Origin of the sequence: Streptomyces sp. NPDC026092, assembly GCF_040638605.1 — a bacterium.
Taxonomy (GTDB): Bacteria; Actinomycetota; Actinomycetes; order Streptomycetales; family Streptomycetaceae; genus Streptomyces.
Genome location: NZ_JBEZYN010000001.1, coordinates 295266 through 312609, shown reverse-complemented (window position 1 = coordinate 312609; position 17344 = coordinate 295266). Strand labels below are relative to the sequence as shown.

The following is a 17344-nucleotide window of genomic DNA, read 5'->3' as shown; positions in this document are numbered from 1 at the left end:
CGGGCCGGGGCACGTGCGGGTGCCCCGGCCCGTCCCGCCGGTCGGTCGGTCGGTCCGCCGTCAGCGGTGGCGGAACTCCGGCTGTCGCTTGTCGACGAAGGCGGCCATGCCCTCCTTCTGGTCGGCGGTGGCGAACACCGCGTGGAACAGCCGCCGTTCGAAGCGCACGCCCTCCGCGAGCGTGGTCTCGAAGGCCCTGGCCACCGCCTCCTTGGCCATCATCGCGACCGGCAGCGACATGCCGGCGATCGTCTCGGCGACGGCGAGGGCCTCGGGGAGCAGTTCGTCGGCCGGGAGGACCCGGGAGACGAGGCCCGCGCGTTCGGCCTCGGCCGCGTCCATGGTGCGCCCGGTGAGGCACATCTCCATGGCCTTGGCCTTGCCGACCGCGCGGGTCAGCCGCTGGGAGCCGCCGATGCCCGGGATGACGCCCAGCTTGATCTCCGGCTGGCCGAAGACGGCGGTGTCGGCGGCGAGCAGGACGTCGCAGAGCATGGCGAGTTCGCAGCCGCCGCCGAGGGCGTACCCGGAGACGGCGGCGACGGTCGGGGTACGCAGCTGGGCGAGCCGGTCCCAGGCGGCGAACCAGTCCGCGAGGTACATGTCCAGGTAGCCCTGGGGCCGCATCTCCTTGATGTCGGCCCCGGCGGCGAAGGCCTTGGCCGAGCCGGTGACGACGACGCAGCCGCACTCCGGGTCCCGGTCGAGGGCCTCGGTGGCGGCCACGACCTCGTTCATGACCTGGAGGTTGAGCGCGTTGAGGGCGCCGGGCCGGTTGAGGGTCACGAGGGCGGTGCGGCCCTTGCGTTCGACCAGGATGGTCTCGTACTCCTGCGCCTCGGGGGCGGTCATGCGTGTCCTCCGTCGTTCTGCCTGATGGTGCGGACGATGCCGGAGAAGTCCTCGGTGGCTCCGGCCCGTTCGGCGTAGGCGGCGTACAACTCAGCTGCCTGTAGGCCTAGTTCGGCGTGGACGCCACCGGCTCGGGCGGCGTTCGCGGCCAGGCCCAGGTCCTTGGCCATCAGGGAGGCGGCGAAGCCGGGCCGGTACTCCCGGTTGGCGGGGCTGGTCGGAACGGGCCCGGGGACGGGGCAGTTGACGCTGAGCGCCCAGCACTGCCCGGAGGCCGTGGAGGCCACGTCGTACAGCGCCTGGTGGGAGAGGCCGAGGCTCTCTCCGAGGACGAACGCCTCGCTGACGGCGATCATGGAGACGCCGAGGATCATGTTGTTGCAGATCTTGGCGGCCTGGCCCGCGCCCGGCCCGCCGCAGTGGACGGCCTTCTTCCCCATGGCGTCGAGGAGGGGGCGGGCCTCGGTGAACTCCTGCTCTCCCCCGCCGGCCATGAACGTCAGCGTGGCGGCCTCCGCACCGACCACGCCACCCGACACCGGGGCGTCCAGGGCCCGCAGACCGGCGGCCGTCGCCCGTTCGTGGGCGGTACGGGCGTCGGCCACGTCGATGGTCGAGCAGTCGACGAACAGGGTGCCGGGGCGGGCGGCGGCAAGGACGCCGTCGTACAGATCGAGGACGTGGCGGCCGGCCGGCAGCATCGTGACGACGGCGTCCGCGCCCGACACCGCCTCGGCGGCGGAGGCCGCGGGCTCCACGCCCGCCCGGGCGGCGGAGGCCAGGGCGTCGGCGTCGAGGTCGTGGCCGAGGACGCGATGGCCGGCCTTCACGAGGTTGGCGGCCATGGGGCCGCCCATGTGTCCGAGTCCGATGAACGCGACGGTACGGCTCACCAGGCCACCTCCGGGGTGGATTCGGGTCCGGCGAGCCCCAGTTCGGGGAGCTCGCCGAGCGGGGCGAAGAAGCGCTGGACGTCCGCGTCGGTGACCTCGTCGAGGGTGGCCGGGCGCCAGCGCGGGGCGCGGTCCTTGTCGACGACCTGGGCGCGGATGCCCTCCACCAGGTCGGGTCCTGTCAGGGCCGCGCAGGAGATCCGGTACTCCTGGTCGAGGACCCGCTCCAGCGGGCCGAGGTGCCGGGCCCGGCGCAGGGCGGCCAGAGTGACCTTGAGCGAGGTCGGGGACTTCGCGAGCAGCGTCTCGGCGGCCTCCTCCGCCTCCGGGCTCCCGTGGCCGAGGAGCCGGTGGACGATCTCCTCGACGGTGTCGGCGGCGTAGCAGGCGTCGATCCACTCCCGGCGCCCGGCGAGCACCCCGGGCGGCGCGGGCCGCACATGGCGGGCGAGGGCGTCCCGTACGGGCAGCTCGGCCAGGTCGGCGACGAGCGCACTGAGCGCGGCCGACGGTACGTGGTGGTCGGCCAGGCCGCACAGCAGGGCGTCTGCGGCGCCCACCGGTGTGCCCGTGAGCGCGAGGTGGGTGCCGAGTTCGCCGGGGGCGAGGGCGAGCAGATAGGTGCCGCCGACGTCCGGGACGAAGCCGATGCCGGTCTCGGGCATGGCGATCCGGGAGCGCTCGGTGACGATCCGGACGCTGCCGTGCGCGGAGATCCCGACACCGCCGCCCATGACGATGCCGTCCATGAGGGCGACGTACGGCTTGGGGTAGCGGGCGATCCTGGCGTTGAGCCGGTACTCGTCGCGCCAGAAGTCGGCGGAGGCCCGGCCGCCCGTGCGGGCGTCCTCGTGGATGGCGCGGATGTCGCCGCCCGCGCAGAGCCCGCGCTCCCCGGCGCCGCTGATGACGACGGTCTCCACGGCCGGGTCGTGCTCCCAGGCGGTGAGGGCCGCGTCGATCCGCCGGACCATGGGGTGGGTGAGGGCATTGAGGGCCTGGGGGCGGTTGAGGGTGATGTGCCCGATGCGGCCGGTGGTGTGGAGCAGGACGTGTGCGTGTGCGGCGTCGGGGGAGGCCGTCGAGGTCATTCGAAGGCCTCCGTCAGTCCGCGGGCCACGATGACGCGCATGATCTCGTTGGTTCCTTCCAGGATCTGGTGGACCCGCAGGTCGCGGACGATCTTCTCGATGCCGTACTCGCTGAGGTAGCCGTAGCCGCCGTGCAGTTGGAGCGCCCGGTCGGCCACGGAGTACCCGGTGTCGGTGGCGAACCGCTTGGCCATCGCGCACAGCTCGGGCGCCCGGGGGTCGCCGCGGTCGAGGGCGTGGGCGGCCTGCTGGACCAGGGCGCGGGCGGCGGTGAGTTCGGTCGCCATGTCGGCGAGACGGAAGCGGAGGCCCTGGGCGTCGAGGAGCCGCCGCCCGAACGCCTGCCGGTCGGCGAGGTGCGTGAGGCTGCGGTCGAGGGCGCTGCGGGCCCCGCCGAGGGAGCAGGCCGCGATGCCGAGCCGGCCGCCGTTCAGGCCGTTCATGGCGATGCGGAAGCCCTGGCCCTCGACCCCGAGGAGCCGGTCGGCGGGGACCCGGACGGCATCGAGGACGACCTGGCGGGTGGGCTGGGCGTTCCAGCCCATCTTGCGCTCGTCGGGTCCGAAGGAGAGCCCGGGGTCGTCCTTGTCGACAAGGAACGCGGAGACGCCGTCGGCGCCGTCGCCCCCGGTGCGGGCCATCACCAGGTACAGCTGCGAGGCGCCCGCCCCGGAGATGAACTGCTTGACGCCGGTGAGCACCCAGTGGTCGCCGTCGCGCACGGCCCGGGTGGTGAGCGCGGCGGCGTCCGATCCGGCGCCGGGCTCGGTGAGGCAGTAGCTGGCCAGGTCGTCCATGGCGCACAGGCGCGGGAGCCGGCGTCGGCGCTGGGTGTCGTCGCCGTAGTGGTCGACCATCCAGGCGACCATGTTGTGGATGGAGAGGTAGCCCGCGATGGACGGGCAGCCGGAGGCGAGGGTCTCGAAGACGAGGACGCCGTCGGAGCGGGTGAGGCCGGAGCCGCCGGACTCCTCGCGGACGTAGACGCCGCCGAGTCCGAGTCCGGCGGCCTTGCGCAGGACGTCGACGGGGAAGTGCTTGTCGCGGTCCCAATCCAGGGCGTGCGGGGCGAGGTGGTCCTGGGCGAAGTCGAGGGTGGTCTCGACCAGGGCCCGCTGGTCCTCGGTGAGCAGGGTCGTGGTCATGGTCGCTCAGCCCATCGTGGGGAGGGTGAAGCTCGCGCCCTCGCGGAGCCCGGCGGGCCAGCGCGAGGTCACGGTCTTGGTGCGGGTGTAGAAGCGGATGGCGTCCGGTCCGTGCTGGTTCAGGTCGCCGAAGCCGGACCGCTTCCAGCCGCCGAAGGTGTGGTACGCCACCGGCACCGGGATGGGCACGTTGACGCCGACCATGCCGGTGTCGACGCGCCGGGTGAAGTCGCGGGCGGTGTCGCCGTCCCGCGTGAAGATCGCCACGCCGTTGCCGTAGAGGTGCTCGCTGGGCAGCCGCAGGGCCTCCTCGTAGTCGGCGGCGCGGACCACGCAGAGCACGGGGCCGAAGATCTCCTCCTGGTACACGCGCATGTCCGGGGTGACCCGGTCGAACAGGGACGCCCCGGCGAAGAAGCCGCCCTCGTGCCCGGGGAGGGCGAAGTCGCGCCCGTCGACCACGAGTTCGGCGCCTTCCTCGACGCCGATGCCGATGTACTTGCGGACCCGGTCGACGGCGTCGGGGCCGACGAGCGGCCCGAAGTCGGCGTCCGGGTCGTCGCTCCGGCCGATCCTCAGCGTGCCGATGCGCTCCTTCAGCCGGGCGACGAGGGCGTCGGCGGTGTCCTCGCCGACGGGGACGGCGACCGAGACGGCCATGCACCGCTCGCCGGCCGAGCCGTAGCCTGCGCCGATGAGGGCGTCGACGGCCTGGTCGAGGTCGGCGTCCGGCATCACGATCATGTGGTTCTTGGCACCGCCGAAGCACTGGGCGCGCTTGCCGTGGGCGGCGGCGGTGGCGTAGAGGTGCGCGGCGACGGGGGTGGAGCCGACGAAGCCGAGGGCGGCGACGCGGGGATCGTCGAGGAGGGTGTCGACGGCTTCCCTGCCGCCGTTGACGACGTTGAGGACGCCCGCCGGAAGACCCGCCTCAAGGAAGAGCTCCGCGAGCCGCAGCGGTACGGAGGGGTCGCGCTCCGAGGGCTTGAGGATGAAGGCGTTTCCGCAGGCCAGGGCGGGGGCGGCCTTCCAGAGCGGGATCATCGCGGGGAAGTTGAACGGGGTGATGCCGGCGACGACGCCGAGCGGGGAGCGCAGCGAGTGGACGTCGATGCCGGTCCCCGCGTTGTCGGTGAACTCGCCCTTGAGGAGGTGCGGGATGCCGGCGGCGAACTCCACGACCTCCAGGCCGCGTTGGAGGTCTCCGTGGGCGTCGGCGACGGTTTTGCCGTGCTCGGAGGAGAGCAGCCGGGCGAGGCCGTCCTTCTCCTGCTCGACCAGCTGGAGGAAGCGCAGGAGGACGCGGGCGCGGCGCTGCGGGTTCCAGGCGGCCCAGTCGCGCTGCGCCCGGGCGGCGTCGGCGACGGCGGCCTCGGTCTCGGCCCGGTTCGCGAGGGGGACGCGGGCCTGGACCTGGCCGGTGTTGGGGTCGTACACGTCGCCGTAGGCGCCCGAGGTTCCCGGGGTGTGCCTGCCGCCGATGAAGTGGGTCAACTCGCGGACGGTGGTGGCGTCTTGTGCGCGGACCATGAGTGCCTGCTCTCGTCAGGTGATCCGGATGGCGCGCCGGGGGCCGCCACGTCCGCGCACGCCGGTGGGCGTGATGATGCGGCGGCGTGGTGGCGGTGCACGGCGCGAGAGCGCGAATGGCGAGGCGCCGTCAGGTCCTGACGGTCGTGGGGTGGTGGGATCCCACTCGACGGGGTCCTGGACGGGCGGGTGCCCGTCGGCCGGATCCGCGGGGAGTGTGCGGGCGCACCGGTGCCATGCGTGTCAGCTCCATCCTCGTGGACAACACGGAACATCCCGCGGCCGGTATCCTGACTCCCGGATCAGCGCGCGCCGTCCGCCTTCCCGACATCGCTCGTCAGTGGCGTGCTGCTCGACGGCGTACTCCCCGGTCACAGTGGCGGGACCGCGCCGGAATCACACCGGCTTCCCTGCACCGCGGGCCTTCGCCGCGACTATATAGTTGGACGTCCTAGTAAATCCACCCCCGGCCGGGTGAACCTGCGACACCCCTTAGTAGAGCGGAGTCGCCCGCGGCTTCAAGACCTGCTTGGAGAGGGCAAGGTCACAGCGGTGTGCACTGCTGTCATCTGAGCGAGCTGTCCTAACATCCGAGCATGACAGTCCTTCCCGACGACGGGCTCGCCCTCGCCGCCGAATTCCCCGACGCGTCCCGTGAACAGTGGCAGCACCTGGTAGCCGGGGTACTGCGCAAGTCGGGCAAGGACGTGGAGGGCCCGGCGGCCGAGGACGCCCTGTCCACCGCCCTGGAGGACGCGCTCCGCGTCCGTCCCCTCTATGCCGCCGAGGACACCGCCCCCGAGCCCGGCCTGCCCGGCTTCGCGCCCTTCGTACGGTCCGGGCGCCCCGAGGGGAACACGGTCGGCGGCTGGGACGTGCGCCAGCGGCACACCACCGCGGACGCCGGGACGGTCCTCGCCGACCTGGAGAACGGCGTCACCTCGCTCTGGCTGGTCGTCGGCGAGGGCGGCATCCCCCTCGGCAGCCTCGGCCGGACCCTCGACGGCGTCTACCTCGACCTCGCGCCCGTCGTCCTCGACGCCGGGCAGGACGTGGAGGCGACCTCGCGCGAGCTGCTCGGACTGTACGAGGAGCGGGGCGTCGCCCCGGAGGCGGCGCGCGGCAACCTGGGCGCCGACCCCCTCGGCCTGGAGGCCCGCACGGGCCGGCCCCACGACCTCTCCCCCGCCGTCGGCCTCGCCAGGCGCTGCGTCGAGGAGTACCCGGGCCTGCGGGCGCTGACCGTGGACGCGCTGCCGTACCACGAGGCCGGCGGCTCGGCCGCGCAGGAGCTGGGGTGCGCCCTCGCGACCGGCGTCGCCTACCTGCGGCAGCTTGACGAGGCCGGACTCTCCGTCGAACAGGCCCTCGGCCAGCTGGAGTTCCGGTACGCGGCCACCGCCGACCAGTTCCTCACCATCGCCAAGTTCCGTGCCGCGCGCAGGCTCTGGGCCCGGGTGGCCGAGGTCAGCGGGGCGAGCGGCGCGGGCGCCCAGCGGCAGCACGCGGTGACCTCCCCGGTGATGATGTCCCGGCGCGACCCGTGGGTGAACATGCTCCGCACCACCGTGGCCACGCTGGCCGCGGGCGTGGGCGGCGCCGACTCCGTCACCGTGCTTCCCTTCGACCACGCGCTCGGGCTGCCGGACGCGTTCGCGCGCCGCATCGCCCGCAACACCTCGACCATCCTCGTCGAGGAGTCGCACCTCGCCCGGGTCATCGACCCTGCGGGCGGCTCCTGGTACGTGGAGCGGCTCACGGACGAACTCGCCCACGCGGGCTGGGAGTTCTTCCAAACGATCGAGAGCGCCGGCGGCCAGGCCGCCGCGCTGCGCTCCGGAATGATCGGCGACCGGCTCGCCGAGACCTGGTCGGCCCGCAGCGCGAAGCTCGCCAAGCGCCGCGAACCCGTCACCGGCGTCAGCGAGTTCCCGAACCTCGCCGAGAACCCCGTCGTCCGCGAACCCGCGCCCGAGCCGCCGTCCGGCGGGCTCCCCCGGGTCCGCCGCGACGACGCCTTCGAGGCGCTGCGCGCCCGTTCCGACGCGCACCTCGCCGCGACCGGCGCCCGGCCGCGGATCTACCTCGCCACGCTCGGCCCCGCCGCCGCGCACACGGCACGCGCCACGTTCGCCGCCAACCTCTTCCAGGCGGGCGGTATCGAGGCCGTCACCGAGGGCACCTTCGAGGAGAGCGGGGCGAGCGAGGCGTGCCTCTGCTCCAGCGACGCGCTCTACGAGGAACAGGCGGAGGAACGCGCGCGCGAGCTGCGGGCCGCAGGCGCGGGGCATGTGTTCCTCGCGGGCCGGCCCGCGCAGTACGCGGGTGTCGACAGCCATGTCTTCGCGGGCTGCGACACGGTCGCCGTGCTCGTCGCCACCCTTGACCGGATGGGAGTGTCCTGATGTCCGTCCCCGACTTCTCCGGGATCGAGCTGGGTACCCCGGCCGCCGACGGAAGCGCCGACGAGTGGCGCACCGCCGTGAAGAAGGCCGCCGGCGGTGACGACCTGCTCTGGGAGACCCCGGAGGGCATCGCGGTCAAGCCGCTGTACACCGGCCAGGACCTGGAGGGCCTCGACTTCCTGGGGACGTACCCGGGCATGGCGCCGTACCTGCGGGGCCCGTACCCGACGATGTACGTCAACCAGCCCTGGACGATCCGGCAGTACGCCGGTTTCTCCACGGCCGAGGAGTCCAACGCCTTCTACCGGCGCAATCTGGCGGCCGGTCAGAAGGGGCTCTCGGTCGCCTTCGACCTGCCCACGCACCGGGGCTACGACAGCGACCACCCGCGCGTGACCGGTGACGTCGGCATGGCGGGCGTGGCGATCGACTCGATCTACGACATGCGCCAGCTCTTCGACGGCATCCCGCTGGACAAGATGACGGTGTCGATGACGATGAACGGCGCGGTGCTGCCCGTGCTCGCCCTGTACATCGTCGCGGCGGAGGAACAGGGCGTACCGCCCGAGAAGTTGGCCGGGACCATCCAGAACGACATCCTCAAGGAGTTCATGGTCCGCAACACCTACATCTACCCGCCGAAGCCGTCGATGCGGATCATCTCCGACATCTTCGCCTTCACCTCGCAGCGGATGCCGCGCTACAACTCGATCTCCATCTCGGGCTACCACATCCAGGAGGCGGGCGCGACGGCCGACCTGGAGCTCGCGTACACCCTCGCCGACGGCGTCGAGTACATCCGGGCGGGGCGTGAAGCGGGCCTGGACGTCGACGCGTTCGCGCCCCGGCTCTCCTTCTTCTGGGCGATCGGCATGAACTTCTTCATGGAGATCGCCAAGATGCGGGCGGCCCGTCTGCTCTGGGCCAAGCTGGTCAAGCAGTTCGAGCCGCAGAACGTCAAGTCCCTCTCCCTGCGCACCCACTCGCAGACCTCGGGCTGGTCGCTGACCGCCCAGGACGTCTTCAACAACGTGACGCGGACCTGCGTCGAGGCGATGGCGGCCACCCAGGGCCACACCCAGTCGCTGCACACCAACGCCCTCGACGAGGCGCTCGCGCTGCCCACCGACTTCTCGGCCCGCATCGCCCGCAACACCCAGCTGCTCATCCAGCAGGAGTCCGGCACGACCCGGGTCATCGACCCCTGGGGCGGCAGCGCGTACGTCGAGAAGCTGACGTACGACCTGGCCCGCCGCGCCTGGAAGCACATCCAGGAGGTCGAGCGCGCGGGCGGCATGGCGCAGGCCATCGACGCCGGCATCCCCAAGCTGCGCGTCGAGGAGGCCGCGGCCAGGACCCAGGCGCGCATCGACTCCGGGCGCCAGCCCGTGATCGGCGTGAACAAGTACCGGGTGGACTCGGACGAGCAGATCGACGTGCTCAAGGTCGACAACTCCTCCGTACGCGCCCAGCAGATCGCCAAGTTGCGGCGGCTGCGCGAGGAGCGGGACGAGACCGCGTGCCAGGACGCGCTCGACGCGCTCACCCGGGCCGCGGGCGGCGAGGGCAACCTCCTTGAACTGGCCGTACGGGCGGCGCGCGCCAAGGCGACCGTCGGTGAGATCTCCGACGCTCTGGAGAAGGTGTACGGGCGGCACGCGAGCCAGATCCGTACGATCTCCGGTGTGTACCGCACCGAAGCCGGACAGTCCCCGTCCGTCGAACGCACCCGCACCCTGGTCGACGCCTTCGCGGAGGCCGAGGGCCGCCGGCCGCGCATCCTGGTCGCCAAGATGGGCCAGGACGGCCACGACCGAGGCCAGAAGGTGATCGCCACCGCCTTCGCCGACCTGGGCTTCGACGTGGACGTCGGCCCGCTGTTCCAGACCCCCGGCGAGGTCGCCCGGCAGGCCGTCGAGGCGGACGTGCACATCGTCGGGGTGTCCTCTCTGGCCGCCGGCCACCTCACGCTCGTACCGGCGCTTCGGGAGGAGCTGGCGGCGGAGGGTCGCGAGGACATCATGATCGTGGTGGGCGGGGTGATCCCGCCGCAGGACGTGCCGACGCTCCTGGAGATGGGCGCGGCCGCCGTCTTCCCGCCCGGCACGGTGATCCCGGACGCGGCCCACGACCTGGTACGGCGACTGTCGGACGGTCTCGGGCACGAGCTGTGATCGACCTCGACGCGTATGTGAAGGGGGTGCTCGACGGGAAGCGTGCCGTCGTGGCGCGCGCGATCACGCTCGTCGAGTCCACCCGCCCCCAACACCGGGCGCTTGCCCAGCAGTTGCTCACCGAGCTGCTGCCGCACAGCGGCCGGGCGCGGCGCATCGGGATCAGCGGGGTGCCGGGCGTCGGCAAGTCGACGTTCATCGACGCCTTCGGAACGATGCTGACCGGCGCCGGTCACCGCGTCGCGGTGCTCGCCGTCGACCCGTCGTCCAGCCGGACCGGCGGCTCCATCCTCGGCGACAAGACGCGGATGGAGCGCCTCGCCGTGGACCCGGCGGCCTTCGTCCGGCCCTCGCCGACGGCAGGGACGCTGGGCGGGGTCGCCAAGGCGACGCGCGAGTCGATCATCGTGATGGAGGCCGCGGGCTACGACGTGGTCCTCGTCGAGACCGTCGGTGTCGGTCAGTCCGAGACCGCCGTGGCCGAGATGGTCGACTCGTTCCTGCTGCTCACCCTGGCGCGGACGGGCGACCAGCTGCAGGGCATCAAGAAGGGCGTCCTGGAGCTGGCGGACGTCATCGCCGTCAACAAGGCGGACGGGCCACACGAACGCGACGCCCGCGCCGCCGCCCGCGAACTGTCGGGCGCGCTGCGGCTGATGCACGGCGCGGACGCGGTGTGGACGCCGCCGGTCCTGCACTGCAGCGCGCGGGAGTCGACGGGGCTCGACACCGTCTGGGAGCGGCTCGAACAGCACCGCACCCTGCTCGACTCGACCGGCCGGCTCGCCGCCCGGCGCAGGGACCAGCAGGTCGACTGGACCTGGACGATGGTCAGGGACGAGCTACTCGGCCGCCTGCACGCCCACCCCGCCGTACGCGCGGCGACACCCGACGTCGAACAGCAGCTGAGGGACGGCGTGTTGACGGCGACCACGGCCGCGGAGCGGCTGCTGCGGGCGTTCGAGGAGCCGACGGACAGAGGCTGAGTCCGGTGCCCGGGAGGAGCCTCCCGGGCACCGGATTCGTTCATCACCCGGATACTTCATCGCGTCGCATCGAGATCCGGAGTGCAGGAGAACGGGGTAGGGCTTGAAGGCCCCGTTCCTCGGCGACTTCGGCTGGTGGGAGATGTGACGTGCGTGTGCTGCTGACGACGTGGGGATCGCGCGGGGACGTCGAGCCGCTGGTGGGGCTCGCGGTGGCCTTGCGGGGGCTCGGCGCGGAGGCGCTGGTGTGCGCGCCGCCGGACGAGGAGTTCGCGACGCTGTTCGCGCGGGCGGGCGTGCCGCTGGTGCCGATCGGCCCGACCGTGCGCTCGGTGACCGCCGGCGCGAAGCCGCCGACGGCACAGGACGCGGTCCGGCTCGCTTCCGAGCTGGTCGCCGCCGGGTTCGACACGCTCACGACGGCGGCCGAGGGGTGCGACGTGCTCCTGGCGAACGGCATGATGGCGGCCGCCGGCGCACGGGGAGCGGCCGACAAGGTCGGCATCCCCTATGTCTACGGGTGCTACCACGTGCGCGGACTGCCGCCACGGAAGATCGCCCCTGAGGCAAGCGGACATACCGCGCAGGACACGGCCGACAAGGCCCACTGGGAGCAGGGCCAGAAGGCGATCGCGATGTTCGCCGATGCCCTCAACGACCACCGTGCGGGTGTCGGCCTGCCGCCGGCGGACGACGTCCTCGACTACGTCCACACCGACTTCCCCTGGCTGGCGGCTGACGCGACCCTGTGCCCGGCGCCGCCGGACAGGACGGACATCGACGTCGTGCAGACCGGGGCGTGGGTCCTGCCCGACCACCGTCCGCTGCCGCGAGAGCTGGAGGCCTTCCTGGGCGCCGGTGAACCGCCGGTGTACGTGGGCTTCGGCAGCATGGCGACAGCCTCCCCGGGGGAGACCGCCCGGGTGGCCGTCGAGGCGAGCCGCGCGCAGGGCCGCCGGGTCGTCCTCGCCCGCGGCTGGGCCGGGCTGGCCCCGATCGACGACGCCGACGACTGCTTCGTCGCCGGAGAGGTCGATCAGCAGGCCCTGTTCCCCCGGGTCGCCGCGATCGTGCACCACGGCGGAGCGGGCACCACGACCACAGCCTCCCGTTCCGGCACGCCCCAGGTGGTGGTCCCCCGGATCGTCGACCAACCGTCCTGGGCCGCCCGCGTGGCCGAGCTGGGCATCGGCGTCGCACACGAGGGCCCGACAGCCACCGTCGACTCCCTGACCGCCGCGCTCACCACCGCCCTGGCCCCCGACACCCGAACCCGAGCCGCGGCCGTGGCCGCCGCGATGCGCACCGACGGCGCCACCGTCGCCGCCCGACTGCTCCTGGACGCAGCCGGCACGCACAGGCCACCCACGACCGCGTAACCCTCAACGGCCTACGAGGGTCAGTGCTCGCAGAGGGAGAACTCTCGCTCGTAGAGCTGCTCGTTGTGTTCGTCGACGAAGAACTTGCGTTCCCGCATGAGCTGTTCGCGGTGGTCCTCGGCCTGCTCCAGCGTCATGGTCGAGGTGTCGGACCACGGTTGCTGCGGTGGCACATCGGACGTCGAGACGATCCGTTGCGACGGGTCGACCAGGAAGAACGCGAGGATCTTGCGGTGTCCCGGGCGCGTGGGGTCCGCGAGGCGGAACGAGCCGACGCGGTGTTGCAGGACGTTCGGGAACGCCAGGCAGCGGCCCGCCGGCGTCGACGCCGATCCCAGCAGCTGGTTCAGCGCGTCCTCGTCCTCCAGACCGTAGACCTCGCGCAGGCCGTCGTCGTCGTTCTGCGCGTAGTGCGGGTCGTCGAGTGCGGCCCGGAAACCCAGCCGGCTCTCGGTGATGTTCTCGCTGTCCCAGTAGTAGATGCCGGTCGAGACGATCCGCTCGTTCAGCATCCCCTCGACATGCCAGGAACCCCCCGCGTACTCGGGCTTCTCCGGCGTGAGATGCACGGTGGCGAGCTTGACGATGACCTGAAGACGGCGACCGCGCAGGTCGACTCGGGCGGACGCGTCGGGCGCCTCGGGCGCGGTGAAGGCCGGGGCGTCCGGGACGACCGGGCGGCGGTTGTCCCACCACTCCTCGTAGGCGTCCGTCCACGCGTCGAGGGCATCCGAGTGGGCCCCGGCATCGCTGTAGTCGGACTTCTTCGGATACACCGGCTCCGAGTCGTACCACCCGAAGGGATCGGCCTCGATCCGCAGCGGCCGCGGATGACGGAGATCGGTGAGCACGTTCTCCAGCAGCGGACGCATGCGCGCGAACAAGTCCGGCAGGACGGAGGCCAGTTCGCGATGGGTCTCGGGGTGGACGTTGTTGACGTACGAACGGAAAGCGACTTCGCCGTCGTCGCTGACGTCGACGTCCGTGGGCAGCCACTGGAACCGCTCCGAGAACTCGTACTTCGAGTACTGGTCCGTCGGGTTCTGCCAGGCCCGCTCGGGCTCGCCGCTCACCCCGTTCACCAGGCAGAACAGCGAGGGGTGAACCAGATCCAGTACCTGCCCGTCGGATCCGGGATGCCAGTCCCGTTCCGCGTCGGGGACCTCTTCCAGGACCCGGACCGCCTCGCGCAGCCGGGATCCGAGCTCGTCGTCGATCAGTGTGTCCGACTGCCACACCCCGTCGACGGCGGACACCTCGATGCCGGTTCGTTCATCCCGCAGCGCGGCGTAGTGCACGAGTTCGGCGAGCACGTAGCGGACCTGTGCTTCGGTGAGGCCCTGGTCGACCGCTTCTCGCGTCCACCTGGCGACGATGTCGGCGTCGTTCATCTTGTCGAACCACTCCGGCTTCGCCCGGATGTGCGCGCTGCACCGCATGATCTCGAGTTCCCGCAGCGTTCGGGGCTTCGCGAACGCTTGGGAACGGGCGGCGTTGAAGGGCAGCGGGAAAGCAGACAGGCCGGTCAATCTCGTGATCCCTACAGTCGGTGTCAGGTGGCGGGAACGATAGCCCAGCCCACTGACACCGCGGCCTCCCCCAGACACACGAAAGGCCGCCCTCTCATGGATGAGAGAACGGCCTCCGACCTGCGAAAAGCAGAGTCGGGACGACAGGAATTGAACCTGCGACCCCTTGACCCCCAGGAATAGGGGCCATGGGGATTGTCGTGACATAACGAACGAATTCTGCGCCCGAGTTGCGCTTGAACACCCAGGCCGTTCACCGCCGCGCACACTGTGTGGTCCCCACCTGCCGCCAGGCTGGAACACGGGTGAGGAGCGCGAAGGCGGCCGAGGACCCCGTGCACGGTCTGTCCCGCCCGTCACACCGGGTCGCCGGTGTCCCTCGCGTGAGCCCTCTCGCGCACCGTACTCACGGCCGGCGCCGAGGGACGAGCCACACGGGCGACTTGTCGTTCTCCCCGGCCGCGGCGACCACTCGGGCCGTGTCCACCTCTCACCCGCCGGCCGCGGAAGAGGATGAACCTTGTGTAGTGGTTCAGACGCGTACCGTGAAAGACAGGAGCCCTGGCCGCGGGGAGGTGCTACAACTGGGGTTGTGAGCCCGTCTCGTCTATCGTGCCCGGCGTACCGGTGCGGTCGAACCTAGGCAGAAGATTCGGAAGCGTCGCCGGACAGGTCTTCGTCCTTCAGGTGGCGATCGTGGTGCTGCTCGCCGCCGGGGCCCTCCTGGCTCTGCTGCTGCAGTCGCGGTACGACATCGACCGTGAAGCGCGCAACCGGTCGGTTTCCGTGGCTCAGACCTTTGCGAACTCCCTGGGCCTGCAGGACGCGCTGAGTTCGCCGGACCCGTCCGCGATCCTGCAGCCCCTCGCCGAGGAGACACGCAAGGACGCAGGCGTGGACTTCATCGTGGTGATGGACACGAACGGCATCCGCTACAGCCACCCCCAGCCCGACCGCATCGGCGAGCGGTTCGTCGGCACGATCGAGCCCTCACTCGCCGGCGAGGTGTACACCGAGAGTGTGGACGGGCCGCTCGGTAAGGAGATCCAGGCGATCGTCCCGGTCACCTCGCCCGAGGGTGAGGTTGTCGCCCTCGTATCGGCAGGTCTGACGGTGGCAAGCGTGACCGGCATCGCCGACCGTCAGCTTCCGGTCATCCTCCTGGCCATCGCCATCGGTCTGGCTCTGGCCACCGTCGGCACGGCGCTGATCAGCCGAAGACTGCGCCGCCAGACCCACGGGCTCGGCACGCAGGAGATGACTCGCATGTACGAGCACCACGACGCGGTGCTCCACTCCGTCCGCGAAGGGGTGCTGATCACGGACGGCGACGGACTGCTACTCCTGGCGAACGACGAGGCCGGACGACTGCTCGGCCTGCCGGACGACGCCGAAGGACGCCCCGTCGACGAGGTCGGCATGGATCGCCGAATGGCGGAGCTGCTGCTGTCCGGCCGGGTGGCCACCGACGAGGTGCTGGAGGCCGGGGACCGGCTGCTCGTGGTCAATCAGCGGCCCACGCGCCCGCATGGCTCGGCGGTCACCATCCGCGACTCCACCGAGATGCAGCTCCTGAGCAGCCGGGCGGAGACGGCCCGCAAGCGGCTCAAGCTGCTGTACGACGCCGGGGGTGACATCGGCACCACCCTCGACGTGGTCCGCACCGCGAAGGAACTGGCCGACGTCGCCGTTCCCCAGTTCGCGGACTTCGTCACGGTCGACCTGGCCGACCCGGTACTGAAGGGCGACGAGCCCGGCCCGGGCGCCGACATGCGGCGCACGGCGGTCAGCGGCATCCGATCCGATCACCCGCTGTACCCGCTCGGCGCACTGATCGACTTCCTGCCCTCCACACCGCAGGCCCGTGGCTACGGTACGGGCACGACCGAACTCGTACCCGATCTCCATGACGCGCCGGGCTGGCACGCCCAGGACCCGCTGCGGACGTCCCGGATCGTCGACTACGGCATCCACTCGCTCATCGCGGCTCCGCTGAAAGCCAGAGGTGTCGTGCTCGGGATCGTCAACTTCTGGCGGTCGCAGAAGCCGGAACCGTTCGACGAGGACGACCTGTCCCTGGCCGAGGAGCTTGTCGGCCGCGCCGCGGTCACCATGGACAACGCCCGCCGCTACACCCGCGAACACAACCTCGCCGTGACGCTCCAGCGCAGCCTGCTGCCGCAGGATCTGCCCGAGCAGAGCGCGGTGGACGTCGCGCACTTCTACCAGCCCGCCCAGTCCGGAGTGGGCGGGGACTGGTTCGACGTGATCCCGCTGCCGGGCAGCCGCGTCGGGCTCGTCGTCGGAGACGTCGTCGGGCACGGCCTGCACGCCGCAGCCACCATGGGGCGGCTGCGCACGGCCGTGCACAACTTCTCCTCCTTGGATCTGCCGCCCGACGAACTCCTCGCCCGTCTCGACAACCTCGTCCAGCGCATGGACCAGGAAGGCGACAGCCCGCCCTCGGACGGCGGTGTCCTGGGCGCGACCTGCCTGTACGCCGTCTACGACCCGGTCTCGCAGAGCTGCACCATGGCGCGGGCAGGGCACATGCCACCGCTCGTGGTCGCCCCGGACGGCACGACGACGATCTCGGAACTGCCGGCCGGTCCCCCGCTGGGGCTGGGAGGCATGCCCTTCGAGAGCATGGAACTGCACATGGCGGAAGGCAGTCAGCTTGTCCTGTATACCGACGGGCTGGTCGAGGAGCGGAGCCGGGACATTTCAGAGGGTTTGGAAAGGCTGCGCACGGCGCTGAGCCACCCCGACCGAGACCCGCAAGCCAGCCGCCGCGCCGTCCTCGACGCCCTGCTCCCCCTCCGGCCGGCCGACGACATCGCGCTGCTCATCGCCCGGACACGGACTCTGAGCCCCAGCCGGGTCGCAGAGTGGGACGTACCGTTCGACCCGAGCGAGGTCGGCGCCGTGCGTGCCCTCGCGGCCGAGCAACTCGAGGAGTGGGGCCTGGAGGAACTCGCCTTCACCACAGAACTGATCCTCAGCGAGCTCATCACCAATGCCATAAGGTACGCCGCCGCGCCAGTTCGCGTTCGTCTGTTGCGCGATCGCACTCTGACCTGCGAGGTGTGGGACGGCAGCAGTACCGCCCCGCATCTGCGGTACGCCGCCACCACGGACGAGGGAGGCCGCGGGCTGTTCCTGGTGGCCCAGCTCAGCGAGCACTGGGGCACCCGGTACACACCGGAAGGCAAGGTCATCTGGGCCGAACAGGTCCTGCCCGCCGCCGGCAGTGCCCTCTCCTAGACCAGTTTCGCCGTCGACGTCCCCGCCCCGGGCCACCGGCGGTCGACGGTGCGCCGGGTGGTTTCGCCAGTCAGGATGCGGCCGAAGAGGCACTGC

The 17344-nt window shown here is 71.6% G+C and carries 11 protein-coding genes and 1 riboswitch; of the genes, 5 read left to right on the top strand and 6 right to left on the bottom strand.

All coding sequences use genetic code 11. The features are described from left to right. Nucleotides 1-60: 60 nt before the first annotated feature. Genes AB0F56_RS01430 through AB0F56_RS01410 form a run of 5 tightly spaced genes read right to left on the bottom strand, consistent with a single transcriptional unit; the run spans nucleotide 61 to nucleotide 5511 of the window. Nucleotides 61-852 (bottom strand): enoyl-CoA hydratase, encoded by a 792-nt coding sequence (locus AB0F56_RS01430; RefSeq protein ID WP_362002773.1) that lies wholly within the window; start codon nucleotides 850-852, stop codon nucleotides 61-63. After that, nucleotides 849-1745 carry a 3-hydroxyisobutyrate dehydrogenase gene (gene mmsB / locus AB0F56_RS01425; RefSeq protein WP_362002771.1) on the bottom strand — a complete coding sequence of 299 codons (897 nt, stop codon included), beginning with the start codon at nucleotides 1743-1745 and terminating at the stop codon, nucleotides 849-851. The genes AB0F56_RS01430 and mmsB overlap by 4 nt, the downstream gene beginning before the upstream one ends. Next, on the bottom strand, nucleotides 1742-2836 hold the full coding sequence (locus AB0F56_RS01420; protein WP_362002769.1) for an enoyl-CoA hydratase/isomerase family protein: 1095 nt from the start codon (nucleotides 2834-2836) through the stop codon (nucleotides 1742-1744). The genes mmsB and AB0F56_RS01420 overlap by 4 nt, the downstream gene beginning before the upstream one ends. Then, nucleotides 2833-3981 (bottom strand): acyl-CoA dehydrogenase family protein, encoded by a 1149-nt coding sequence (locus AB0F56_RS01415; protein WP_362002767.1) that lies wholly within the window; start codon nucleotides 3979-3981, stop codon nucleotides 2833-2835. Before AB0F56_RS01415 ends, AB0F56_RS01420 begins: the two co-directional genes overlap by 4 nt. A gap of 6 nt (nucleotides 3982-3987) precedes the next feature. After that, a complete protein-coding gene (locus AB0F56_RS01410) occupies nucleotides 3988-5511 on the bottom strand; it encodes a CoA-acylating methylmalonate-semialdehyde dehydrogenase (RefSeq protein WP_362002766.1) in 1524 nt (507 codons plus the stop codon). A gap of 262 nt (nucleotides 5512-5773) precedes the next feature. Further along, a riboswitch (cobalamin riboswitch) is annotated at nucleotides 5774-5959 on the bottom strand. Nucleotides 5960-6107: 148 nt separating this feature from the next. Between AB0F56_RS01410 and AB0F56_RS01405 the strand changes: the two genes are divergently transcribed. The 4 genes from AB0F56_RS01405 to AB0F56_RS01390 all read left to right on the top strand — a co-directional run bounded on the left by AB0F56_RS01405 (nucleotide 6108) and on the right by AB0F56_RS01390 (nucleotide 12455). Next, nucleotides 6108-7916, top strand: coding sequence for a methylmalonyl-CoA mutase family protein (locus tag AB0F56_RS01405; protein ID WP_362002764.1), 1809 nt, complete (start codon nucleotides 6108-6110; stop codon nucleotides 7914-7916). Beyond that, a complete protein-coding gene (gene scpA, locus AB0F56_RS01400; protein ID WP_362002762.1) occupies nucleotides 7916-10090 on the top strand; it encodes a methylmalonyl-CoA mutase in 2175 nt (724 codons plus the stop codon). Before AB0F56_RS01405 ends, scpA begins: the two co-directional genes overlap by 1 nt. Further along, nucleotides 10087-11076 (top strand): methylmalonyl Co-A mutase-associated GTPase MeaB, encoded by a 990-nt coding sequence (meaB, locus tag AB0F56_RS01395; RefSeq protein WP_362002760.1) that lies wholly within the window; start codon nucleotides 10087-10089, stop codon nucleotides 11074-11076. Before scpA ends, meaB begins: the two co-directional genes overlap by 4 nt. Before the next feature lie 149 nt (nucleotides 11077-11225). Beyond that, entirely contained in the window at nucleotides 11226-12455 is a 1230-nt protein-coding gene (locus tag AB0F56_RS01390) for a glycosyltransferase (protein WP_362002758.1), read from the top strand. 20 nt (nucleotides 12456-12475) lie between these two features. On the opposite strand, the gene AB0F56_RS01385 is transcribed toward AB0F56_RS01390, so the two are convergent. Then, nucleotides 12476-13984: a DUF4246 domain-containing protein gene (locus tag AB0F56_RS01385; RefSeq protein ID WP_362002757.1), complete on the bottom strand. Its 1509-nt coding sequence runs from the start codon at nucleotides 13982-13984 to the stop codon at nucleotides 12476-12478. Nucleotides 13985-14671: 687 nt separating this feature from the next. Between AB0F56_RS01385 and AB0F56_RS01380 the strand changes: the two genes are divergently transcribed. After that, nucleotides 14672-17248, top strand: a complete 2577-nt coding sequence (locus AB0F56_RS01380; RefSeq protein ID WP_362002755.1) for a SpoIIE family protein phosphatase — start codon at nucleotides 14672-14674, stop codon at nucleotides 17246-17248. The last annotated feature ends 96 nt before the right edge of the window (nucleotides 17249-17344 follow it).

Coding starts and splice junctions, on each gene's coding strand:
- AB0F56_RS01430 (WP_362002773.1), bottom strand. CDS start 852: ATGACCGCCCCCGAGGCGCAGGAGTACGAGACCATCCTGGTCGAACGC.
- AB0F56_RS01420 (WP_362002769.1), bottom strand. CDS start 2,836: ATGACCTCGACGGCCTCCCCCGACGCCGCACACGCACACGTCCTGCTC.
- AB0F56_RS01415 (WP_362002767.1), bottom strand. CDS start 3,981: ATGACCACGACCCTGCTCACCGAGGACCAGCGGGCCCTGGTCGAGACC.
- AB0F56_RS01410 (WP_362002766.1), bottom strand. CDS start 5,511: ATGGTCCGCGCACAAGACGCCACCACCGTCCGCGAGTTGACCCACTTC.
- AB0F56_RS01405 (WP_362002764.1), top strand. CDS start 6,108: ATGACAGTCCTTCCCGACGACGGGCTCGCCCTCGCCGCCGAATTCCCC.
- scpA (WP_362002762.1), top strand. CDS start 7,916: ATGTCCGTCCCCGACTTCTCCGGGATCGAGCTGGGTACCCCGGCCGCC.